We start from the raw sequence: 21,716 nt of genomic DNA on the forward strand, positions 1-21,716 counted from the left end.
CACCAACAGCTACACCAACAGCTACACCAACAGCTACACCAACAGCTACACCAACAGCTACACCCTAGTCGCCACAAAAAACTCCTACCCCAAAGCCCCTCAAGTCATCTGATTTGGTTCTTCTAAGGGTCTGCCCTTGGGTGTAGGTAGAATTGGACGGCGGTCATTGTAAGGCATAGGAATGTACTGTACGCTGGGTCGTCCTCCTTGTGGCTGTGGGAACAGATCCATAAGATCGTAAATAGAATGGGGCAGTCCGACAGTTACGGGCAGCCCCATTTCTGTTGCTTCTTCAATAGTGATGGGATAGTCGTGGGTGACGCGCCCAGTTGTCAAGGCTTCGATAATCGGTTCGATATTTTCTGGCAGAACTTTTTGTTTGGGTATACTGTCTTTTAGCAAAGTTCGTACAAACCGCTGTACCTGCTGTATTGCTTTGCGTGAGAGATCGGCCATAATTAGGGTTTGGTCATCAATCTCACTGATGGGTTTATCTTCAACTACTTTCAGGATACTGGCTGCGGGGTAATTGCCTAGTTGTGGATCAACTGGCCCTAAGACAGCGTTAGCATCCATAATAATTTCATCAGAGGCGAGGGCAAGCATTGTACCGCCACTCATAGCATAGTGAGGTACAAAGACTGTGACTTTTGCTTGGTGGCGAATTAACGCTCTGGCGATTTGTTCAGTAGCCAAAACTAAACCGCCAGGAGTGTGCAAAATTAAGTCAATTGGCACATCTGGGGGTGTGAGGCGAATTGCCCGCAATATTTGTTCTGAGTCTTCGATAGTAATATAGCGAGATATGGGAATTCCCAAAAAGCTAATGGACTCTTGGCGGTGAATCAGTAAAATTACCCGACTTTTGCGTTCCTGCTGGAATTCTTGTAAAGCACGCAAGCGCCGATATTCTATTTGACGTTTTTGCCAAAGGGGTTGCAAAGAAGTCAGAAGGAGGAAAATCCAAAATAAATCACCAATACCAAAGCCCATATAATTTTTTATTGTTCAAAAATAACGGTTGCCGTCATTATTGTCACAAATTTGGGGCGATCGCAGTTCTATCTGTAGATTTATAGAAAAATTACGAATTACAAATTATTTACTACCCCCTTCGCCAAATTTTAATAGTGTCGTCATCACTACCGCTAACTAGGGTTTGGCCATCGAGACTGAAGGCAACACATCTAACATAGTTGGAATGCCCTGTAAGTGTGCTGATTTCTCTACCACTGTGTATGTGCCACAGCTTGATAGTGTTGTCCCAACTGCCACTAGCGAGAAATTGTCCATCCTGGCTAAAGGCGACTGACCAAACTGAATCAGAATGACCAATGAGAGTACGAATTTCTTTGCCTGTATTTATATGCCACAGTTTAATTGTGTTGTCACCACTACCACTGGCGAGAATTTCGCCATTTTTGCTGAAGGCGATACAGTTGACAAAGAAGGAATGGCCTGTGAGTGTGTAAATATTTCTGCCTGTATATATTTGCCAGAGTTTAATCGTGTAATCATTGCTGCCACTAGCCACTAGCTGTCTCTCCTGGCTATTAGTTGCAGACGTTCTCGGAGAATAAGCGACTGACGAAACTGGGTCAGAATGACCTGTGAAAGTTTGGATTTCTATGCCTGTGTGTACCTGCCACAGTTTAATTGTGCAGTCAGCACTGCCACTAGCCAGAAACTTGCCATCTGGACTAAAAGCAACAGAATTTACCCAATTAGCATGACCAGTGAGAGTACGAATTTCTTTACCTGTGTTGACATCCCACAATTTGATTGTATTATCCCAACTCCCACTAGCTAAGATTCCCCGGTTCAGGTCTGCAACTCCCGCAGATTTGCCGGACTCGCCTTGATAAGAAAGGTTTGAAGAGATTGGGCTAAAGGCGACGGAATGAACCATATTAGAATGACTAGAAGACCAACGACCCAGTTGACGCACTAACTTGCCAGTGCCCACTTGCCAAAGTTTGATGGTCTTGTCATTACTGCCACTAGCAATAAACTGCCCGTCTGGGCTAATGGCGATCGCATGAACCATACTAGAATGACCTTTGAGGGTCTGTACACATTGCCAGTTCTGCCGATCTAATACAATAGGTACAGGTAGTTGCAGTTTAGGGGTTATCACTAAAGTAGATGATATTTTGGTTACATCTTCCCCTGTATTAGGGCCCAATAAATCCAACCACTCCTGCACAGACTGGGGACGATACGTTGACTCCAGATCCATGCCGCACATAATAGCTTGATTTACCCTGTTGCTGATGTTGGGATTAAAATATTGTGGTGGTTCTAAATTAATATTGTGACGTCTATCATCTGCACTAGTTGGTACAACTGCGGTAAGCAAATTATACAAAGTAGCGGCTAGGGCGTAAATATCAATGTATTCTCCTCGCGGCGCCTCTGATTCATACTGTTCAGGTGGGGCAAAACCAGGAGTACGATACACTGTATGCCTTTGGATCGTATTAGGAACAAACTCTCTAGCAATACCAAAGTCTATTAGTACTGCTTCTAATTTATCAATGCGGATCATGATGTTGCGTGGTTTGAGATCCCGATGCAACAGTCCTTTAGAATGGATTAAGGTCAAAGCATTACCAATTTGCCGGATGTAAAGTAGCGCTTCTGCCTCTGATAGCACTCCTATTCGCCTCAAGCGCTGTGCCAAATCTTCCCCTTCAATGTAATCCATCACCATGCAGGGCAAATTCCCCTCATCGAAGATGGTTTCTATCTGTACTATATGAGGATGGTGGCACACAGCCAGCCGAACTGCTTCATCACGGAAGTCTTGCCGTAACTTGTTTCGGTGGAGTATCCAGGCGGGGTGATTCAGGATTTCTTCTTTGAGGGTTTTAATTACTCGCTGTTGATTTCGTTGATTTCTGGCAAGATAAGTAATGCCAATTCCGCCTTCACCTAGTTGGTTTTCAATAATGTAGCGTCCCCCGAATAAAGACTTTCCTGCATTCCACACCATTAGTAATATTTGACAATTGCTGGTATTTATTTTGGCACGGTATCAGAACAGCCAACACGAATTTTTGGGAATTCCATTTTAATTGCTGTTGTAGCTTTTAAGAACTTACTTACTTAGATAACATTTTCATTAACCTCAATAATTACTAATAGTATAAAGTTGAATATAGCTTCATAGTTTTGCTTAAACTATGCCTTTATACAAAAAAGTGAAAGTTGATTGCTCATGTTAGAGTAAACAGTAACTTTAGATATATTTGTTCATAATAATTTGACTTGTAGGAAATCTAAAATTATGCTAAAGAATCTCAATTTGAAACAAAAATTTACAATTCTGCTACTGGTAATTTTGACATTTGGTCTGACCCTGAGTGGATTTACTCTTTCTTCTCTACTGAGAGAGAATGCTAAACAAGATATTAGCTCAACTGGTCTCATGCTCATCCAAACAATGAGTTCTGTTCGTAAATATACCAGCGATCAAGTGAATCCAGAGCTAGTTGATAAATTGGCTACTGAGTTTTTGCCGCAAACTGTGCCTGGATACTCAGCACGAGAGGTATTTGAAATTTTACGCAAAACAACAGACTACCGTGATTTCTTTTATAAAGAAGCAACTCTCAATCCCACAAATCTTCGGGATAAGGCTGACGGTTTTGAGACGGAAATTGTAGAACAGTTCAGAAATAAATCAGACCTTAAAGAAGTTAGTGGATTTCGCTCAATTCCTGGTGGGGATATCTTTTATATTGCTCGTCCCTTAGCAATTTCTGAACAAAGTTGTCTGGTCTGTCATAGTGTACCTGAAGCTGCACCTCAAAGTATGATTAGTCTTTATGGTGCTGCTAATGGATTTGGATGGAAGCTTAATGAAATTGTTGGCGCTCAGATTATATCAGTACCTGCCAAGAATGTCATCAGCAAAGCAAATCAGTCTTCCTTACTAATTATCTTGATTGTATCAGCTATATTTATAGCGACTATCCTATTAGTTAACTTGTTCTTGAATCGACAAGTTGTAAGGCCTCTCAAACGCATGACTCGCATAGCCGAAGAAGTTAGTACAGGACACATGGAAGTTGAATTTGAGCAGATGTCTAATGATGAAATCGGTAATTTAGCTAGAGCCTTTAAACGGATGCAGTTAAGTTTAGAAATGGCGATGAAAAGAATCAAACGTACTCAAGGAGGTTCAGGCGATTATAATAATTCATAATGAAACTCTCTCAGGACGCTGCGCGTAGCTTGCTTCCCCGCAGGGATACGCAGACTCGCTACCGCTATGCTAACGTAATAACCCTCTGTACAAGACTTTGCGTGTAGCTTACTTATCCATAGAAGTATACAGACTCGCTTTGGGCAATACTAACGTTATTAATCTTTGTAAGATGTATTTAAATCCTGCAAAAAAACCTTGTTACTTTATATTATCTCTTTTGACTGAAACCCACAAAATTAGTTAAGAGATGAAAAATTATTCCTCAATTCATAATGTCTAAATCTCTATGAAAATAAACTTTTTTTGAATTCAAAAGCTGCTTGAAAGTTAGGAATTTCCTTAGTTATAAGTTCAATAAATTGATCGGCTGAAATATAAGGATTGTGAGCTAGTATTTCTTCTATAATCAGATTTGCCATTGGACCGATGTGGTAGGCTAATTCTTGCTGACAATGTTTGATAAATGCTGGTTGGAGTGAAGATTGTTGTTGTTCGATTCTTTGCCCAGTTTGTGGACTAGTAGGTGAATTAAAAATTGTTTCTTCAGGTTGGTTATATGACTGTGAAATGGCCGACATTGCCTGAAATTCCGGGTTAAATACTGTGGCTGGCAAATCATCAACCATGATTGCAGAAGACATAGCCACTTCTGGTTCTCCAATACGCTCTAAATCTCGAAGAACTTCGCTGGCTGTTTGGTATCGCTTGTTAGGCCTATCTTCCAACATGCAATCAAGTACTTGAGCAAACCCATCAGTAACATAGGTATAATCACGCCAGTTCCATTCAAGTGAGTACTGATCCATTAGTAAAGATGGATCTCTAGCTGTGAGTAATACAATAGCAGTTACACCTAAAGCATAAAGGTCACTAGAGGGTGAACATAAACCCAAACTAATCTGTTCGCGGGGAGCATACCCCACTTTGCCGACAAGGGACATTTTACCAACAAACGTTACCTCGTGGTTGGAATTTCTCCCCTCGTTAATATCAGCAATTTGCTTACCTACCCCGAAATCAATCAGCACTGGCAGATCCTTGCCATCGGGTAACATGATGTTGTCAGGAGAAATATCTCGATGGATGATATTGTGCTGATGGACATATTCTAAAACAGGCAGCAGATTCTTTAGCCACTGTATAACTTCATCTTCAGAAAAATTTCTTCCTTGACCTTGAAGTTCTCCTAGCAGTCTTGAATATGTTTTACCGTCAACATACTCTTGTACTAGGAATAGCCGACCATCTCCTTCAAAGCAAGCCAAAAACTTGGGAATTTGAGGATGTTGCAATTGATGAAGAATTTTTGCCTCTCTTTTAAATAAGTTACGATATTGTTCCAGTCCACTTTCGCCTGTGCCAATGGGTGCAAATTCTTTGAGAACACAGGCTTCATTAAACCGACGAGTGTCAAATGCTAAGTAAGTTCTTCCCAATCCTCCCTGTCCTAGAAGTTTTTGGATAATATAGCGGTTATCGATTAGAGTTCCAGCAGCTATTTCTGGCCTTGTCATAGGGGACTGTGACATCATCATCGCACTCCTAGCGATTTTGTTATTAATAAATTATCTAATTTGCTGAAAGTCAGAAACTCTAGCAGATAAAGGCTGATAACATCCTTTAAATTGAGGTTAGCACCACTATCGAGCCAAGGAAATACACTTTTCTACAATTTTCTGATGGTCTTGTCTACCAAATAGACAATTTTAACCTGAGTAATTTGATCGTACTACTAATACTTAAGTATTTTAGCCGCCGCAACATAATCAGTGTCTGCGGTAATATCTGCAAATGTTCAGGGCATCGCCTTTTAGATTTGCTGCTGAACCTGATCTTAGCCTTAGCAACCCAATTGAAACTGGATTGAGGAACAGTAAGGATATAGCATGATATCATGGTTTTTCATAAAAACCGAGGTGGCTATAGACTTCCTGAAAGGAATATTATATGTATTTCAAGTGCTAAATATGCGATCGCTCTCAAAAATTAATCTTTCTGAGAACCTATATCATTATGAGATAGCTGCTTCGGCATCGGCTATCAAAGTTTTCAGTACAGATGATTTCTCAAAAGCAGAAAATTATGCTGCGTATCAGACAAAACTCCTGAAGCTACAATAATTCATCTAGTTCATCAGGATTCACGCCTAACTGACGCAAATGTTTTGCTAATTGTTCTACTTTTCGTTTAGCTTCTGTAGCTTCTTGTTCTGCAATTATAGCTCGTTCAGTTGCAGCAGCTGCTTCCTCTGTGGGTGCGGGAATTAATTCTCCCGTCAAAGTGAACCACCTTAACCACAACCTTTCAATATCTCGAAATGAACCTTGCCATAAGCCTAAACTTAAATCTATCTCTGGCATTAGTAGGTATCCATTAGTCAAGTTCATTGGTTCATAGTGACCACCGACTAACTGAAAAGCCCGAAGTTCATTAGTATAGCGACTAAATACAACATAGTAAGGAATCCGCAAAATTCGCTCATAAACTTCCCATTTGCTAGGAGGTTTATCTGCTGCATTTTCTCTTCTTCTACCTAAATCTTCCTCTTCCGTACCTGGAGATAATAACTCAACAACCACGAAGGGATTTGCTGGTTCTTGCCATGTTACATAACTTAACCGTAAGTCTTGCCCTTTATATAATTTTCCTACACCTACTACACTAAACCAATCTGGGCGCTTATACCACAAAGGATGCTGTAAATCATAGTAGAGATTAAGGTCAGCCGCACTGTAAACTAGTTCGGGTTTCCAGTTAATGGGCTGAAAAGTTAAGTATAAAAGTAAGGGTTGTAAAAAATGAAAATCGTCTGGCAAGCCTGGTTCCTTTGGGTTGTCACTTGGTAAATCATACATCGTTGGTAGAGTTTCCCAAGGAGGAAGTGGGGGATCAGATTGAGGAATATAGTGGGGAGAAGAAGTCATAGTAAAAGTATAATTTGAGATTGTTCAGATTACAGTAACAACTTAATTTCCGCAGATTCTCCTAATGCTTCATTGACTACGATTAATTTACCCTGTTCATCAGCGCCTAATTGCTGGTTAGCATTGAGCAATTCAATCCCATAAATTGTGCCATCAGGAGCAATATCTACATTCATTTCTTCACTGACATGAACTGTTTCTACTTGTGCAGTTTTTTCTTGGAGATAGATATAAGCTATGTTGTATCTTGGATCGTAAGTAAGTTTCATTGAAATTTCCCCTTTAAAAATATTTAACGATGACTGTAATAACTAACCAGTATTCTTCCTCTTGAACAGCTATTGCCTCAACTTTTTTAGTAGTATAAAACTTTCCATTCCATTCAGCATTGAAGGGAAAGTTACATCTAAATCCAGTTCTACTAGATTGAGCGGGAAAAGTAACACCACGTTCGACTGTGGCAATAACTTCTGCTTCTGTTGCCTCACGTTCATTTAATCGCGCTTGTGCATGGGGATGCAACCTGACATTCATATATGCTTTAATTTTGACTCCCACAAATCCTAGATTTTAATGGATTTGCGTTATTAAAGCGGAAATAAATTTCTAGGCAGTTTATGCTAATAGCGAAATACCTTGTCAAGTATTAATACTATTTTGACGCTGTTATTGCCAGACTAGCTGCGTCGCCAAATTTTGATATTCCCGCTATCGTCGGCAGCAGCAAGCAAACCTCCATTAAAAATAAAGGCGACAGACTCAACTGAATTAAAATGACTGAGAGTGCAAATTACTACCACTAGCCAGCATTTGTCCATCACTACTGAAAGCTACAGAATAAACGCAACCTGAATGAGTGAAAGTGCGTAGTTCCTTATCTGTTTCCAATGACCATAATTTGATAGTCTCGTCACTACTACCACTAGTCAGGATTTGCCCATCACGACTGAATTCGACAGAATGAACGCTGCTGGAATGACCAGAGAAAGTACGAATTTCTGAGCCTGTTGCCACCTCCCACAGTTTGATTGTGTTGTCACTACTACCACTAGCCAGCATTTGCCCATCACTATTGAAGGCTACGGAATTAACCGAGTAGGAATGACCAATAAGAGTGTGGATAAGTTGACCTGTAGCTGCTGACAATAAGTGAATAACACAACCTGCTACACTTGCGAGCATATCTCCCTTGGGGCTAAGAGCTATTTTTCCAGAAATACCTGGGATGATATGCACGCATTGCCAAGATGAAGGTGTATTGGGAAGAGATATTACTGGTTGTGTTGGTGTTATTGTCTCTATATCCAACAAATCTAACCACTCCTGCACCGACTGGGGACGAGACTTGTAATTTCGCTCCATTCCCTTGATAATTGCCTCATTTACTCTATTGTTGATCCTTGAATTAAAATGTTTAGGTGGTTGTAAAGGAAAATTTAGCAGTCTAGCTGGTGCTGGCATAGGTAATTCTCCAGTCAGCACAGCATACAACGTGGCAGCTAAGGCGTAAACATCAATATATTCTCCTCGTTCTTCCACAGGTACATACTGTTCTGGTGGCGCATAACCAGGTGTAAGGGCCTGTGTATGTTGTTGGACTACACCAGGAATAAACTGTCTAGCAATACCAAAGTCAATAAGTACAGCTTCTGATTTACCTGCACGCATCATGATGTTACTTGGTTTTAAATCCCGATGTACTAATCCTTTTTTATGAACCAAAATTAAAGCTTCGCTAATTTGCCTGATATATAGCAGTGCTTCTGCTTCTGGCAATGTTCCTTTTTCGGTTATCTGCTTACCTAAATCTTCCCCTTCGATATACTCCATTGCCATACATGGCAAGTTAACCTCATCAAAGACGTTTTCTACCTGCACAATATGAGGATGGCGACACAAAGCTAGTCGTAAAGCTTCATCTCGAAAGTCTTGACGTAATTTATCTTGTTTGCTTATCCAGGCAGGATGATTCAGGATTTGTTCTCTGAGGGTTTTGATGACTCGCAATTCACCGCGTCGATTATTTGCCAGATAGGTGATGCCAATTCCACCTTCACCCAATTTTCTCTCGATTATGTAGCGATCGCCAAATAACTGCTGCCCTAGATTTCACACCATAGATAAAAACCGTAGTTTTATTGGTATTTATTTTGGCACACGCAAAACTCCGTCTTGTGTCGAGAAAGATTTAAGGCGCTGCTGATGCAGCCTAAAATAAGCAGTGTATTCAATCGTAATAAATTTATAGCGATTGCAGTTGTTAAACTCTCGTCTTGCCTAACAACTGGTATTTAGCCCTACTTAATCATTTGTGAGTAAGATCCTCGGCTGGTCAAATAAAACGCAGAGCAATGGCTTTCAATTTTTCCTAAAAAATTTCATCACACTTCTGGCTCAATTCCTGCCGCTCGCAATTGTGCTGCTAGTCGTTCAGCGCGTTGTCGTTCTTGTTCAGCGCGTTGGCCTTCCTGTTCGGCTAACTCAAAACCCCAAGGCAAAAGGTTTCCTTGTTCATCCCACCACCGTAACCACTTTCCTGGGCGATTTTCACGAGTACCTTGCCACACCCCAAGGAAAAGATTCATTTCTGCTATCCAGTAGCGTTGATTTTCATCAGGCTCTTGCAAAATATACTGTTCTGTGTTCTGTAAGCGATACATCTCAAAACTGCCGCTGTCTGGCTCAAAAATAATGTAGTTTGGTACTTTTAAGATGCGCTCGTAGAAAAACCATTTTCCTTGGGGATATGTCGCTTTGATAGAATATTCTGTCTCCTGTGTATCGGAAACAAATTCCATCACAATTACGGGAATGTCACCCTGTAATTGAGGTGTGTAACTGCGTATTACTTCTTCTCTACTAACATTAATTTTGGCAATGAAAGCCCAATCAGGAGCTTTAATGACCATTTTGTTGTTTAGAGTGGCACAAATGCCGTAATTAGTTGTTGTTAGGGCGTTAGCTGAAATTTTTCCTGCTAATTGTAGGCTTTCTGTGAGTGCCGCAGCTAAGGCTGGTTGGTTGATGTTATCCACTGGATCATCTGGCAGTTTGTAATCATCGGGTAGTTTTTCCCAAGTGATTTGGTAGTCTTGGGTGAGGGTTGTCATCATGGGTTTTCCTTTGGTGTGTAAAAGTGACTGGAGACTGGGTTTTTACTTGTAAAAATTATGAAATTTGCTTTGAACCCTGCCAAATTTGGGAACAATTTCCTAGTACCCAATAGTTACTCATCTTCGTCGGGTTCTAAATCGTCTGCTGTCAATTCTTGATGAGGGATGGCGGCGATAATTGCATCTATCACCTTAGATACTGGTAATATTTCAATATTCAGGTCAGGAAATTTTGTCCCTTTGGGCACGATCGCTCGTTTAAATCCCAATTTAGCTGCTTCTTTCAACCTTAGTTCCATTTGGGAAACCGATCGCACTTGTCCACCTAACCCAACTTCACCGATTAATACTGTGCCGGGATCGACGATGCGATCGCGGAAACTAGCTACAATTGCGATCGCAATTCCCAAATCTACCGCTGGTTCTTCCACATTCAAACCACCCGCAGAAGCAACATAAGAATCTAACTTTGACATAGGAATTCCCACTCGTTTTTCTAAGACGGCAAGAATTTGCACTAGGCGGTTGTAGTCTACGCCAGTTCCAGCCCGCCGAGGGGAAGGGTAGCTGGTAGGACTCACTAAAGCTTGTAACTCCACAACGATTGGGCGAGTGCCTTCGCAAGCCACGACAATGGCAGTACCTGGTGCTGGATCGTCACGGTTGCCTAAAAATAGCTCTGAGGGATTGGAGACTTCTCGCAATCCATCTGTCACCATTTCAAAGATGCCGATTTCGTGAGTTGCACCGAAGCGGTTTTTGACTGTCCGTAATAACCGATGTGAGGCAAAGCGATCGCCTTCAAAATACAACACTGTATCGACTAAATGTTCTAAAACTTTTGGCCCAGCGATCGCTCCTTCTTTGGTGACGTGTCCCACAATCAGCATAGTGACATCTTCATGCTTCGCCACTTTCATCAGTGCTGCGGTACATTCCCGTACCTGAGCTACTGAACCTGGTGCAGAAGTCAGCGCCGGAAAAAACACCGTTTGGATACTATCAATCACCGCCACATTTGGTTTAAGAGAGTCTATTTCGCGTAAAATTTCTTCTAAATCTGTTTCTGGCAGTACATATAAATCTGCACCTATACTATCAGGGTCTATAGGAAGTGTAGTATCTACTACTACTGTTACCTTCTCCTCGTTCACCACACTTAGGCTTTTTGATACTCCCAAACGAGAAGCTCGTAATTTTACCTGCTGCCCTGATTCTTCACCAGTTACGTAAAGGATGCGATATTTCTGTGCTAATTGATTAGATACTTGCAACAATAAAGTCGATTTACCAATCCCCGGATCGCCACCAATCAGCACCATAGAACCAGGGACAACCCCACCTCCAAGCACCCGATCTAATTCTTCATAACCAGACTCCCAACGGGCAATTTGGCGATCAGTAATTTGATCAAATGTTAAAGAGGCTCGCGCTTTAGCTGGTTTACCGTGAGATTTGCCATTGCCTTGAGCTGATTGCCAACTACTCACTCCTCCCCGACTGGGTACATCTACTGAGGATTGAATAGAAATTTGTTCTTCTAGAGAGTTGTAAGTACCGCAAGCTGGACACTTACCAAACCATTGGGGCGATTCTGCTCCACATTCGTTACAAGTGAAAAAGGTTTTTGGCTTTGGCATTCTTAAATCTTATTAAATAATCTTAATATTTACTTAATTCTTGAAAAAAACTAAAAACTAATAATAGTAGTATTTAGAGCTTTTTCCAAATCAATTCATGGAATGATATCTTAATATTATGGTATTAAAAATTAATCATGTAAATTTTTAGTTAAGGAGCCTAGAGAAACTTGGAAAGCCATAAAGAAAAAATCTTGGTGGTAGACGACGAAGCCAGCATTCGCCGGATTTTGGAAACACGCCTTTCCATGATTGGCTACGATGTAGTGACAGCTGGCGACGGGGAAGAAGCTTTGGAAACTTTTCGCAAAACTGAGCCTGACCTGGTAGTTTTAGATGTAATGATGCCAAAGCTAGACGGCTATGGTGTATGTCAAGAATTACGAAAAGAATCAGATGTCCCCATTATTATGCTAACAGCCTTGGGTGATGTTGCCGATCGCATCACCGGGTTAGAATTGGGTGCTGATGACTATGTAGTTAAACCATTTTCTCCTAAGGAGCTAGAAGCCCGGATTCGCTCGGTACTGCGACGGGTAGATAAAAACGGTGCTTCTGGCATTCCCAGTTCTGGGGTAATCCATGTCGCTAATATTAAAATCGATACGAATAAGCGACAAGTTTACAAAGGTGATGAGCGGATTCGATTGACGGGTATGGAGTTCAGCTTGTTAGAGTTGTTAGTCAGTCGCTCTGGAGAAGCTTTTTCTCGTTCGGAAATTTTGCAGGAAGTATGGGGTTATACACCAGAACGTCATGTAGATACCCGCGTAGTAGATGTGCATATATCACGTTTGCGGGCAAAATTAGAAGATGATCCTAGCAACCCAGAATTGATTCTCACCGCGCGGGGTACTGGTTATCTTTTCCAGCGGATTATTGAACCAGGGGAGGAGTGAGGATGAGGGAGCAGGGGAGCAGAGGAGAAGAGGAGAATAATTAATAACCAATGCCCAATTCCTAATTCCCAATTCCCAATTTCTAATGACTAAACCTGATCCTAATCGAGTTTTGCGGCGTCTACCCATTGTCGTGGGTGGGCTAGGCGCTGTGCTTTTACTGATTAACCGTTTATTAACACCAGAATTAACCCAGTCTCAATCGCGTGGTGATGTAGTGGGGGTGATTTTGAGTGCAGTGTTAATTTTGACGGGTTTAATTTGGCAGCAAGTTCAGCCGCGATCGCCTGATACTGTAGAACTAATTGGAGAAGAAGGTTTTGTACTCGCAGCAGATTTACCCGAAGCCGTGAAAACAGAGCTAGCCTGGGCATCTCATTTATTGTTGACCAATACAGTAACGCGATCGCTTGTGGTTTTTTATCAAGGTAAAGTTTTGTTGCGTCGCGGGATTCTAGGTACTAAATCTGAAGTTGTGCCAGGAGTAATCTTAAAACAGGTACTCGAAAAACAAAAACCGATTTATCTAGTTGCTCTAAAAATATATCCAGGTAAGTTTGAATTTGATTATTTACCAGAAAATACTCAAGGTGTAATTTGTCAACCTATTGGCAACCAAGGTGCATTAATTTTGGGAGCAAATGCTCCTCGAAGTTACACCAAACAAGATGAAAACTGGATTGCAGGAATTGCTGATAAATTAGCCGTTACTCTTCGCTCGAATTTATCCAACCAAGCAACTTAACCTAAATTTAGGTTTGTCATCTGTAAGAATAACTTGTAATTACTACCTCAAATTAACTTGCTCGTATTTATAGGGAGCATCCCAATTTTGTAAAAATATACAAGACTAGTGCAAGAAAAAACTGCCCATCTTGCAGAACCAGGGCAGTTTTAAGCAGTGGGGGCGTGAGTTGTTTTGGGGAGATCCAACAAATAAAATGCCCAGCCGTCGCTTTCGCCCTCAAGGCGAAAGCGCCTAGATATCTCGGTTGTGCCAAAAATATTATTGATACGGCTGGGCATTTTATTTTCTGGAAGTGCCTTGGAGCAGGGAGTGTAAGAGTGCGATTGTTCCTATCAGATATTGTTATGCTCCAAAGATGCTTAAAGCTAATATCGCCGTTGCACAAACACAATCAGGCACAACAACGTTAAGGCAAATAAAATCAAATGAATAAACTCATAGCCTAAATAAGGTAACCAACCTAGCATCGAGCCTAAGCCTAACTGGAATGAGTTTGCGAGAATCGCTAGAATTCCAACATATAGCAACAAGGTAATGCCAATACTCGAAGGAATATTAAGTAAATTTATTAGCACTAAAGTAGCTATTCCCAAAAAGCCAAGATAAGGAAATACAAATAAATATATCCAAAACCAGTAGCCTACTCTATCAGGGTTAGGAGGTGATAAAAACCAACTCAGATACAAAAAACCGTTAACCCCCATCCCACAAAAAATTAGTACGTAAAGCAGCTTTTTACCAATTATCATATTCTCTTTTAGATAGCTAATTACGAATTACGAATTATTAACTCACCAAGAAGTCAAAAAATTCCAACCTTCCTTTTCTTCTAGTGTCTTTCCTTCTTTTTCTTCTAGTTCTTCCGCTGTCTTTAAATTTGTCTGTTGAATTAAATTATCATAAGCTCCTGAATCAACCCATTTTAATAATTCGCCAGCTCGCATAACTATCCAAGAAAGCCCAGGCTCTGTATAGCTTAAGATTTTAGTGACTTTATCCACGCTATCAAAGTTATTGGATGCAAACTCACGGGCTTGGATGAGGAAATCTTCAATTACAGCGGTAGTCAAGTACTCATCTGGTAAACCCGCGAGTTTCATCAATGTACTAGTTGCTACGTCAATATCCTGACAAGCAAGCATTGCAGCCCGATCGGCAGTAAACCTAGCCATCATCCGCCAATTATACAAACCTAGTTCCATTCCACCAGCTACTAAGCCACCGACTCCCAATGTGGTACTGCTCAACAAATTTTTCAACGTTGGCATAACAATTGCCATTTGGTGATAAATCATGTGCTTACTCTTGATGCGAGCGATTTCGTGTCCGAAAACGTAAAGCAACTCATCTACGCCAAGCCACTCCATTGCATCTAAATTGATACCGACAAGGGGTTTTTCTACGCCAACAATGTAGGTTTGAATGTGACCTGTGCCTCGAAATAGATACAATTCAGGAAGTGGAGCAACATCAAGAATTTGGCAGGTTTCTACAAATGTTTGATGTAATTCGGGAAAATTACGCGACGAAATTCTGATTTCACTACCAAGGCTTTGCAGTCTAAGTAGGCGATCAATACCATATTCGTTAATTTTTTTGAGTAGTAGGGAGATACCGGGCATATTTTGCAAAGAAGCCAAGGCTTTGCGATCAAAAGGGTGCTCGTAGGCTTCAGAACTTAGTCCAGTTAATATTTTTCTTGTCATTGGTTTTGAGCTTTAAAATAGGAGTTTAGAAGCATTAAGCAACATGGCGAAAATCTAGCTATCATCTCAATTCACCAGACAAGTTACTCTGATCTGGTTAAAGGTAAGCAAACTTCTACCACAGTCTACTAGGGATTTTGTCACTATCTTGCCCAGATAGAATATACAGTAGGGTTGCGTAGCTGTGTGTACCTACGAAAAAATTAGAAATTTACAACTGAATCTATGCAAATTATTTATTGGCTATTAGTTGCTCTAATGGTTGTGGGTATTATTGGTGCTGTAGTTCCAGCCATTCCTGGTAGCAGCTTAATTTTAATTGCAATTATTATCTGGGGAATCGTTAGTAGTTCTTTTGCAGCTATCAAGATTCCACTAATTGTGACAATTATAGTTTTACTAATCAGTGTTGGAGTGGATTTTTTAGCTAGCTATCTAGGAGCAAAACAAGCAGGAGCTAGCAAGTGGGGGCAAATTGGCGCAATTGTTGGTTTGGTGGTAGGATTTTTAGGATTATTGCCAACGTTACCTTTTGGGGGGCCCCTGTTAGGAATTTTACTAGGCCCGCTTTTGGGAGCAATTATTGGTGAGTACCTTTACCGGCGTGAATTAGGATTGGCGGTTAAAGCAGGTATAGGAATTGTAGTCGGGTCTTTAGTTGGAAATTTGATTCAAGGGTTGTTAGCGATCGCCGCAGTTGTAGTTTTTGTTGTGACAACCTGGCCACAGGTATTTGGCTCTTAGCATTTGAAAAATCTGACAGGTTTGAGAACAGCGATAATAGCTAGCAATTAGCTGTTTGTTACAAACATTCAATTTGATAACCAAGACTATCCATAGTAAACAAATACAGCGGTTCCTCCCATTTATTCTATGAGAGGAACTGTTTCACTAAATATTTAGTAACTAGAAAGATTATAGATACACTTCATACTCCATTTATCTAAAATATAGTTTAGCAAGCTAGTATAAAATTAGACTTTTATGTATATAGTTACGTAAATAGGTTTTCTTAAAGTTAGAGCTATTGCCAATAATTTCAACCCTAGAAAGTAAGAGATATACGAAGCGCAGATATGTAAGAAATTAAAACTTTATGAAGACGATTTATTAGTTTAAGATGTGATGAAGACCACTCAGTAAATATTGCAGGTTCTAAGTCTATGTGATTTTATGGAGATAAGAAATACATCACGCAAGTTTCGCTTTCACTGACAGTATTTTAAATAGATTACTGATAGTAAAAGTTAAGTAATCAATTTCTCTGTTCCATATTATTATTAGGACTCTCAAACGCTCATGATTAGTTTAAAATCTAAATTAGTAAACGCGACTCTGGCTGCTACTTTTGTAATCCCCTTAGCTACTGCTGGGATTTTTACATCTGCTGGTTCGGCTCAAGCTGTAACCCTGAACGGGAGTATTGGTCTTAGTGGTAAATCTGTCATTCCTTCTGATGGAATCAATCCAAAAAATACTAGTATTAAATTTAACACTGTTCATGTTGATGATACTTACGATGATTTTGCAGCCTTCTTACCAAGCTTAAACTCAGGTATTAGCATTAACACTCTAAATTTAACCAAGCTAGCTAATCTACCAGCAGTGGGAACAACCACAAGCGCTACATACTCTACAGGCGTTTACACTCCATTCATTGATTTCGGATGGCGAACCTTGGGTAGTACTTTTGCGCATCTTACCTTTAATCTAGATGATTCTGTAGTTACCAGAACTCGGAAATCGGCTACTGGCATTAGTGACTCACTACTTGATCTTATGGGGAAATTTTATTTCAATGGACAAACTATTGCAACAGGCACTCTGAACGCTTCTCTTTCTGGGGCTTCAAGCACTTACCAGTTAACTCTCGTCGCTGAAGCAGTTCCTGAGCCAACCACAATACTAGGCTTGGGTGCAGTAGGTGCAGTAATGGCTATGTCTCGCCGTCGCAAAAGTGTCATTCAATAGACCTATCTTCAAATATAAAAAAGTTACTTTTAGTTGCTAAAAGTAACTCTAATTTATCTATTCGATCTGGCTGGAATACAACATTGTACCAACTAGGTCGAATTTTTTTATACTGTCAGACAAATTTATGATTAAAGGTGAATTTTCTTAACCTTAAATAGACTTAAACTGACTGCAAAGATTGTTTCGCTTCGCTTGCGATCGCATCTACTTCATCATTAGCCAGAGTTTCTAAAATAGATTTGGCTTCTGGATTATCCAAACGAGCTAAGGCTTGTACAAGTCTGTAACGAATTTGCCAATCTGGATTGCTAGCATAGGGAGCCAACAGAGGAACTGCTTGTACATCTCCCAAGTCACCCAAAGAACTAATAGCAGCAGTTTGGACTAATTCGTTTTCTGATGAAAGTGCCTCTTTGAGTAATTCAAAGGCTCGCGGATCGCCCAACTCTCCTAATGTAGCAATAATACTGAATTGTATTAGCCATTCATCGGTTGTATGATAAAGCTGCTGTAAATCTTCAAAAGCTTCGCTTAACTTTAGAGCACCCAAACAGTCTGCTGCTGCTGCTTGTACATCTACTTCGGAGTCATTAAGTAAGCGATCGCGCAAAATATCCAAGGATAGCTGTAAATCTTGGGTTCCGAGTGTATCCATTTGACTCACTGCTGTGTAACGGACACGGGAATTGCGATCGCCAATCGCACTTTGAATTAATTCAAAACCAACGGCTGGTTCCAATTGGCGGATTTGATTTACTGCACGTAAGCGATCGCCTAAATCCTCAGAACTGAGCAATTGCTTAACAGACTCCGGAGTAATACTCATTTAGTTATCCTTGATTTTCAAATGTATAAAAAAGACAGACGCGATTAATCGCGTCTCTATTTTTGGATTATGTACAGACGCAATTAATCGCGTCTCTATTTTTGACTAATCTTGACTAGCAGCCATTGCACGAATAATATCACCACGAGTGAGAATACCAATTACTAGACCTGTGCTGTCAAGTACTGGTAAGCGGTGAACGCTGCGATCGTGCATGATTGTAGCTGCTTCTTTTAAAGTTTTATCAGGGGAAATAGCGATCGGGTTTTTACTCATCACCTCCCCGACGGTTTGCCCTAAAGCCTTGTGCAAATCACGGTCATACGTAGCAGGATTTTTTAAATAGATAACACTATCAAGAAACATAATGTACGCAGGTGGAGTAACACCAGTTTCTTGCCACATCAAATCGGTTTCCGAGATAATGCCCACCAATTTACCAAGATCATCCACAACAGGTAGTCCGCTGATATGGCGTTCTGCGAGAATTTGGATAGCTTCCTTGAGTGGAGTTTCCTCCCGGACAACAATAGGATCGCGGCTCATTACATCGGCAACGGTTTTAGGCATTTATTTGCTGACACCTTAAATCAAAGTCCCTGCGCCTATTGTAGAAAATTGCGGGACTCAACCTGATGCAATTAATAGATTGTTACGGGATTGGTCATTAGTCATTGGGCATTGGGCATTGGGTGCAAAGGGGAAAGACTTGCAGTAACTTCCCTCTGCTCCTCTGCTCTTCTGCTCCCCTGCTCCCTTACTTCCCACTCCCTTTTTAATGCAGCAATAATTTGAATATTTGCTTTCGGAAAAGCAAACTGCTCCAGTTCTTCCAAAGTTACCCAGCGAATTTCATCGGATTCTAAAGGTTGGGGAATACCTATAACGTGTCGGCAGTGATGTACTGTGAGAGTAACGCGCAAGTTTGTATAGCTGTGGTCAATAGTAATCAGATGCTCTCCCACTTCAATTACTATTCCCAGTTCTTCAGAAATTTCCCGTTGAATACATTCTTGGATAGTTTCACCAGGCTCTATTTTACCACCAGGAAATTCCCATAAACCACCCATCGCTCCTTCTGGACGACGGCGGTCAATTAAAATTTGCTTTTGGTCATTCCAAATTACTGCAACACCAATGATTTTATGGGGTGGGAAAGAACTGGTTTCACTCATAATTGAATGGGGAGTAGGGAAAGAATTCCTGAATTTTGACTCTTGACTAATAACAAAACTCGGCAGACTAGTTGTAACTCTGCCGAGTTTAGATTTATTTATTGCAAAGGTCATTTAGCACTGTTCGTTTATCCACAAATGTGCATTAATCATCTACAAATACACCTCTAATATTGTGTCTGGTTAAAAACTTATTATTAATACAGTAGAGATATACATAGGAGGAATTTTCCACCTTTCTGCATAGATTAGGGAGTTATACCTAACTAGCCTGATATTATATACATATAATTGATTGAATTAATCACAAAACCATAGGAGTTAACAGAGAAGCGAAATCAAAGACTCCGCGTTCCTCTGAGTTTAAATTTCAACCTGAATTCGTCGCTATTTTGGATATTTTAAAAAACTTAGCTGATGTATAATCGGGAATTAGCGGCAAAGATTTCGCCGAGACTTGTTTTCAATTCGTATCGCCGTAACTATGACTAGCTACCAGCCCAACAATATTGATTGAATTTACCAAATTTTACATTTCTAGTCAATTTCGCTGTTGTCGGTTTCAGATCCTTGTAGAGCCATTTCAAAATTCATTCTCTGTTCAGCGTTACGCAAGAAATAACCACTAATCATTGCAGAAGCAAGAAGCCTACCTAGATTTTCCCGATTTGTAGTTACAGTAACACCAAAGTGTTCTGAAGGTAAATTACCTAATAGTCCTGTAATATTCCGTTCCATCACCTGAAAGACTTCGGCAGACGTGGGTTTGGATAGCTGGGTAACTGTCTCTGGACTTAAGGATTTAACGTACTGCCATAGTAAATCGTTAGTTTCTGATTCGCTATTAAAAAATTCTGAGACACGATTGGATGGGTTACTCATTTTTTAGCTCCTTAACTACCACTATTAGCTGCGGTGCTTGTGATTTGAATATTAAATGTCTATTTTGGATTTGACTTAGTTATTTTGTCTTCCTGTCAACTAATGTAACAGCCTAGCGTCAGAGTGGGAGTAGGTGTAACCGTACCAAAGTCAGCGTATTTTCTCACCCCAATAAATAGGTGAGGAGTGGAAAGTTAATTACAAACTCATCACTCCTAACTTCTAACTTGCCAAATATTCATCCATATTCGCTTTAGACTTGCGAAGTTTGCTTAAGGCTTCCCGTTCAATTTGTCGGACTCTTTCTCGACTGATGTTCAATATTTCACCAATTCTAGCCAGAGTCAGGGCTTGCCCATCAGTTAAGCCAAAGCGCAGTGTGATTACTTCCCTCTGTTGTGGCGTGAGATCGCCCATTAAGCGATCTAAATCATAAGATAGGGAAGATTGCATAACAAACTCTTCAGGAGAAGCTCCTGGATCTTCCAGCATTTCTCCGAGTTCGGTGTCGTAGTTATCACCCAGCCGCAAATCCAAGGAAAGGGGCAAACGCGCCTTTTCTAAATACTCTCGTACTTGTTTGGGTGTCAATTCTAATTCTTGAGCTAGCTCCCCAGCCGTAGGAGCGCGTCCCAACTTTTGAGACAATTGGCGCTGTGCCTTTTTAATCTTATTTAATTTTTCGGTGATATGGATCGGCAGCCGAATGGTACGAGCTTTTTCGGCTATAGCACGAGTAATCGCTTGCCGAATCCACCAATAGGCATAAGTAGAAAATCTGTACCCTTTAGTGGGGTCAAACTTTTCTACGCCCCGTTGCATACCGATACTACCTTCTTGGATCAAGTCTAGTAAATCGACATTGCGCTTGATGTATTTTTTGGCAACGGACACTACCAGCCGCAAATTGGCTTCTACCATCTTGCGCTTGGCAATTTCACCATCTGCGATCGCTTCGTTCAACTCTGCTGGTTCTAGGTTTGTTGCTTTGGCCCACTCTTCTAGAGTCGGTTGATGACCTAACTGGGTGGCAAGAGATTCCCTTGATTCGTGCAAAGCGCAGGAACGTTGCACCTGTTTTCCATAGAAAATCTCTTCCTCGTGGGTTAAGAGTGGAACACGGCCAATCTCGCGCAGGTAAGTCCGCACGAGGTCTGTGGCTGTCTGAGCGGTCTTCATGGCGCTACTCTTTGGTAATGATGGGGTTGGCGGTAGGGTCATTAAGGGATTAAGGGATAGATGCTTTATTTATTAGGGCGCTACCCAGTCAGACTGGGAACCCGTACTATGGTTTGCAACTTACGCGCCTGAGAAACTCGGCTGCTCATAATAATCAAATTTAGGCTTCTTAACTGCTAAAACTACAGTTATTTCCTACTTTTCACAAGTATCTACAGTTAGATAAAAGGTTGCTTTTTAAACATTTTTTATGGAAGTCCTATTAATAATTGTAACATTTATGAGAATATTTTGGCTAGATGGCGACATGAAATTTCCTGGTTTTTCCAGTTCATCCAACGTTGCCCTCTATCTTAAGGCTGACTAAAAGTCAATTTAAGAAATGATCTGGTTCAAATAATTTTCCTCATATTTGTTAAAGTATCTCAATGAGAACT

General features: G+C 40.7%; 22 protein-coding genes and 1 pseudogene. 6 read left to right on the top strand and 17 right to left on the bottom strand.

Translation table 11 applies throughout. The features are described from left to right. Positions 1-99: 99 nt before the first annotated feature. Together ACFE93_RS25475 and ACFE93_RS25480 are read right to left on the bottom strand one after the other, a co-directional pair. Positions 100-993, bottom strand: coding sequence for a hypothetical protein (locus tag ACFE93_RS25475; protein WP_375477399.1), 894 nt, complete (start codon positions 991-993; stop codon positions 100-102). A gap of 112 nt (positions 994-1,105) precedes the next feature. Next, entirely contained in the window at positions 1,106-2,995 is a 1,890-nt protein-coding gene (locus ACFE93_RS25480; protein WP_375477401.1) for a protein kinase, read from the bottom strand. A gap of 294 nt (positions 2,996-3,289) precedes the next feature. On the opposite strand from ACFE93_RS25480, the gene ACFE93_RS25485 reads away from it, so the two are divergent. Continuing rightward, positions 3,290-4,210, top strand: coding sequence for a DUF3365 domain-containing protein (locus ACFE93_RS25485; protein ID WP_375477403.1), 921 nt, complete (start codon positions 3,290-3,292; stop codon positions 4,208-4,210). 287 nt (positions 4,211-4,497) lie between these two features. Here ACFE93_RS25485 and ACFE93_RS25490 read toward each other — a convergent pair whose 3' ends face one another. Further along, positions 4,498-5,742, bottom strand: coding sequence for a protein kinase (locus ACFE93_RS25490; protein WP_375477441.1), 1,245 nt, complete (start codon positions 5,740-5,742; stop codon positions 4,498-4,500). 387 nt (positions 5,743-6,129) lie between these two features. On the opposite strand from ACFE93_RS25490, the gene ACFE93_RS25495 reads away from it, so the two are divergent. Continuing rightward, positions 6,130-6,333 (top strand): hypothetical protein, encoded by a 204-nt coding sequence (locus tag ACFE93_RS25495; RefSeq protein WP_375477405.1) that lies wholly within the window; start codon positions 6,130-6,132, stop codon positions 6,331-6,333. Here the strand turns inward: ACFE93_RS25495 and ACFE93_RS25500 are convergent. The 6 genes from ACFE93_RS25500 to radA form a co-directional block, all read right to left on the bottom strand. After that, a complete protein-coding gene (locus tag ACFE93_RS25500) occupies positions 6,325-7,137 on the bottom strand; it encodes a Uma2 family endonuclease (protein ID WP_375477407.1) in 813 nt (270 codons plus the stop codon). The two genes, ACFE93_RS25495 and ACFE93_RS25500, sit on opposite strands and share 9 nt — an antisense overlap. 29 nt (positions 7,138-7,166) lie before the next feature. Continuing rightward, on the bottom strand, positions 7,167-7,406 hold the full coding sequence (locus ACFE93_RS25505; RefSeq protein ID WP_375477409.1) for a DUF2283 domain-containing protein: 240 nt from the start codon (positions 7,404-7,406) through the stop codon (positions 7,167-7,169). 13 nt (positions 7,407-7,419) lie between these two features. Further along, the gene (locus tag ACFE93_RS25510; protein WP_375477411.1) at positions 7,420-7,671 is read right to left on the bottom strand and encodes a hypothetical protein; all 252 of its coding nucleotides are present in this window, start codon (positions 7,669-7,671) and stop codon (positions 7,420-7,422) included. 234 nt (positions 7,672-7,905) lie between these two features. Beyond that, entirely contained in the window at positions 7,906-9,198 is a 1,293-nt protein-coding gene (locus tag ACFE93_RS25515) for a protein kinase (RefSeq protein ID WP_375477413.1), read from the bottom strand. A gap of 320 nt (positions 9,199-9,518) precedes the next feature. Then, on the bottom strand, positions 9,519-10,247 hold the full coding sequence (locus ACFE93_RS25520) for a Uma2 family endonuclease (RefSeq protein ID WP_375477443.1): 729 nt from the start codon (positions 10,245-10,247) through the stop codon (positions 9,519-9,521). A 116-nt stretch (positions 10,248-10,363) separates the two neighbouring features. Continuing rightward, on the bottom strand, positions 10,364-11,890 hold the full coding sequence (gene radA, locus ACFE93_RS25525; RefSeq protein ID WP_375477415.1) for a DNA repair protein RadA: 1,527 nt from the start codon (positions 11,888-11,890) through the stop codon (positions 10,364-10,366). A gap of 170 nt (positions 11,891-12,060) precedes the next feature. Here radA and rpaB point away from each other — a divergent pair, with 170 nt between their 5' ends. Both rpaB and ACFE93_RS25535 read left to right on the top strand, forming a co-directional pair. Beyond that, positions 12,061-12,789 carry a response regulator transcription factor RpaB gene (gene rpaB / locus ACFE93_RS25530; protein WP_012412029.1) on the top strand — a complete coding sequence of 243 codons (729 nt, stop codon included), beginning with the start codon at positions 12,061-12,063 and terminating at the stop codon, positions 12,787-12,789. Between the two features lie 85 nt (positions 12,790-12,874). Next, positions 12,875-13,534: a cofactor assembly of complex C subunit B gene (locus ACFE93_RS25535; protein ID WP_375477417.1), complete on the top strand. Its 660-nt coding sequence runs from the start codon at positions 12,875-12,877 to the stop codon at positions 13,532-13,534. Between the two features lie 149 nt (positions 13,535-13,683). On the opposite strand, the gene ACFE93_RS25540 is transcribed toward ACFE93_RS25535, so the two are convergent. The 3 genes from ACFE93_RS25540 to ACFE93_RS25550 all read right to left on the bottom strand — a co-directional run bounded on the left by ACFE93_RS25540 (position 13,684) and on the right by ACFE93_RS25550 (position 15,243). After that, a complete protein-coding gene (locus tag ACFE93_RS25540) occupies positions 13,684-13,815 on the bottom strand; it encodes a hypothetical protein (protein WP_375477419.1) in 132 nt (43 codons plus the stop codon). A gap of 87 nt (positions 13,816-13,902) precedes the next feature. Further along, positions 13,903-14,286 carry a hypothetical protein gene (locus tag ACFE93_RS25545; protein ID WP_375477421.1) on the bottom strand — a complete coding sequence of 128 codons (384 nt, stop codon included), beginning with the start codon at positions 14,284-14,286 and terminating at the stop codon, positions 13,903-13,905. Between the two features lie 42 nt (positions 14,287-14,328). Next, positions 14,329-15,243 carry a M48 family metallopeptidase gene (locus tag ACFE93_RS25550; RefSeq protein WP_375477423.1) on the bottom strand — a complete coding sequence of 305 codons (915 nt, stop codon included), beginning with the start codon at positions 15,241-15,243 and terminating at the stop codon, positions 14,329-14,331. Between the two features lie 225 nt (positions 15,244-15,468). Here ACFE93_RS25550 and ACFE93_RS25555 point away from each other — a divergent pair, with 225 nt between their 5' ends. Continuing rightward, entirely contained in the window at positions 15,469-15,987 is a 519-nt protein-coding gene (locus tag ACFE93_RS25555; protein WP_375477425.1) for a DUF456 domain-containing protein, read from the top strand. A 555-nt stretch (positions 15,988-16,542) separates the two neighbouring features. Continuing rightward, positions 16,543-17,214, top strand: a complete 672-nt coding sequence (locus ACFE93_RS25560) for a PEP-CTERM sorting domain-containing protein (RefSeq protein WP_375477427.1) — start codon at positions 16,543-16,545, stop codon at positions 17,212-17,214. A 163-nt stretch (positions 17,215-17,377) separates the two neighbouring features. On the opposite strand, the gene nblB is transcribed toward ACFE93_RS25560, so the two are convergent. The 5 genes and pseudogenes from nblB to ACFE93_RS25585 all read right to left on the bottom strand — a co-directional run bounded on the left by nblB (position 17,378) and on the right by ACFE93_RS25585 (position 21,279). Continuing rightward, positions 17,378-18,043: a phycobilisome degradation protein NblB gene (nblB, locus tag ACFE93_RS25565; protein WP_375477429.1), complete on the bottom strand. Its 666-nt coding sequence runs from the start codon at positions 18,041-18,043 to the stop codon at positions 17,378-17,380. A gap of 105 nt (positions 18,044-18,148) precedes the next feature. Next, on the bottom strand, positions 18,149-18,613 hold the full coding sequence (locus tag ACFE93_RS25570; RefSeq protein ID WP_375477431.1) for a CBS domain-containing protein: 465 nt from the start codon (positions 18,611-18,613) through the stop codon (positions 18,149-18,151). Between the two features lie 194 nt (positions 18,614-18,807). After that, a pseudogene (gene mutT, locus ACFE93_RS25575) lies at positions 18,808-19,218 on the bottom strand (8-oxo-dGTP diphosphatase MutT); the annotation flags it as partial. Positions 19,219-19,755: 537 nt separating this feature from the next. After that, entirely contained in the window at positions 19,756-20,100 is a 345-nt protein-coding gene (locus ACFE93_RS25580; protein WP_099102117.1) for a DUF760 domain-containing protein, read from the bottom strand. Between the two features lie 222 nt (positions 20,101-20,322). Continuing rightward, positions 20,323-21,279: an RNA polymerase sigma factor, RpoD/SigA family gene (locus tag ACFE93_RS25585; RefSeq protein ID WP_104909800.1), complete on the bottom strand. Its 957-nt coding sequence runs from the start codon at positions 21,277-21,279 to the stop codon at positions 20,323-20,325. Positions 21,280-21,716 lie beyond the last annotated feature (437 nt).

Origin of the sequence: uncultured Nostoc sp., assembly GCF_964247315.1 — a bacterium.
Lineage (GTDB): Bacteria > Cyanobacteriota > Cyanobacteriia > Cyanobacteriales > Nostocaceae > Nostoc.

Bases quoted from the DNA above. Each gene is read 5' to 3' on its own strand.
- ACFE93_RS25480 (WP_375477401.1), bottom strand. From the start codon at position 2,995: ATGGTGTGGAATGCAGGAAAGTCTTTATTCGGGGGACGCTACATTATT.
- ACFE93_RS25560 (WP_375477427.1), top strand. From the start codon at position 16,543: ATGATTAGTTTAAAATCTAAATTAGTAAACGCGACTCTGGCTGCTACT.
- ACFE93_RS25485 (WP_375477403.1), top strand. From the start codon at position 3,290: ATGCTAAAGAATCTCAATTTGAAACAAAAATTTACAATTCTGCTACTG.
- ACFE93_RS25520 (WP_375477443.1), bottom strand. From the start codon at position 10,247: ATGACAACCCTCACCCAAGACTACCAAATCACTTGGGAAAAACTACCC.
- radA (WP_375477415.1), bottom strand. From the start codon at position 11,890: ATGCCAAAGCCAAAAACCTTTTTCACTTGTAACGAATGTGGAGCAGAA.
- ACFE93_RS25540 (WP_375477419.1), bottom strand. From the start codon at position 13,815: ATGCCCAGCCGTATCAATAATATTTTTGGCACAACCGAGATATCTAGG.
- ACFE93_RS25550 (WP_375477423.1), bottom strand. From the start codon at position 15,243: ATGACAAGAAAAATATTAACTGGACTAAGTTCTGAAGCCTACGAGCAC.
- ACFE93_RS25545 (WP_375477421.1), bottom strand. From the start codon at position 14,286: ATGATAATTGGTAAAAAGCTGCTTTACGTACTAATTTTTTGTGGGATG.
- ACFE93_RS25580 (WP_099102117.1), bottom strand. From the start codon at position 20,100: ATGAGTAACCCATCCAATCGTGTCTCAGAATTTTTTAATAGCGAATCA.
- ACFE93_RS25555 (WP_375477425.1), top strand. From the start codon at position 15,469: ATGCAAATTATTTATTGGCTATTAGTTGCTCTAATGGTTGTGGGTATT.
- ACFE93_RS25570 (WP_375477431.1), bottom strand. From the start codon at position 18,613: ATGCCTAAAACCGTTGCCGATGTAATGAGCCGCGATCCTATTGTTGTC.
- ACFE93_RS25585 (WP_104909800.1), bottom strand. From the start codon at position 21,279: ATGAAGACCGCTCAGACAGCCACAGACCTCGTGCGGACTTACCTGCGC.
- ACFE93_RS25505 (WP_375477409.1), bottom strand. From the start codon at position 7,406: ATGAAACTTACTTACGATCCAAGATACAACATAGCTTATATCTATCTC.
- ACFE93_RS25475 (WP_375477399.1), bottom strand. From the start codon at position 993: ATGGGCTTTGGTATTGGTGATTTATTTTGGATTTTCCTCCTTCTGACT.
- ACFE93_RS25510 (WP_375477411.1), bottom strand. From the start codon at position 7,671: ATGAATGTCAGGTTGCATCCCCATGCACAAGCGCGATTAAATGAACGT.
- ACFE93_RS25490 (WP_375477441.1), bottom strand. From the start codon at position 5,742: ATGTCACAGTCCCCTATGACAAGGCCAGAAATAGCTGCTGGAACTCTA.
- ACFE93_RS25500 (WP_375477407.1), bottom strand. From the start codon at position 7,137: ATGACTTCTTCTCCCCACTATATTCCTCAATCTGATCCCCCACTTCCT.
- nblB (WP_375477429.1), bottom strand. From the start codon at position 18,043: ATGAGTATTACTCCGGAGTCTGTTAAGCAATTGCTCAGTTCTGAGGAT.
- ACFE93_RS25535 (WP_375477417.1), top strand. From the start codon at position 12,875: ATGACTAAACCTGATCCTAATCGAGTTTTGCGGCGTCTACCCATTGTC.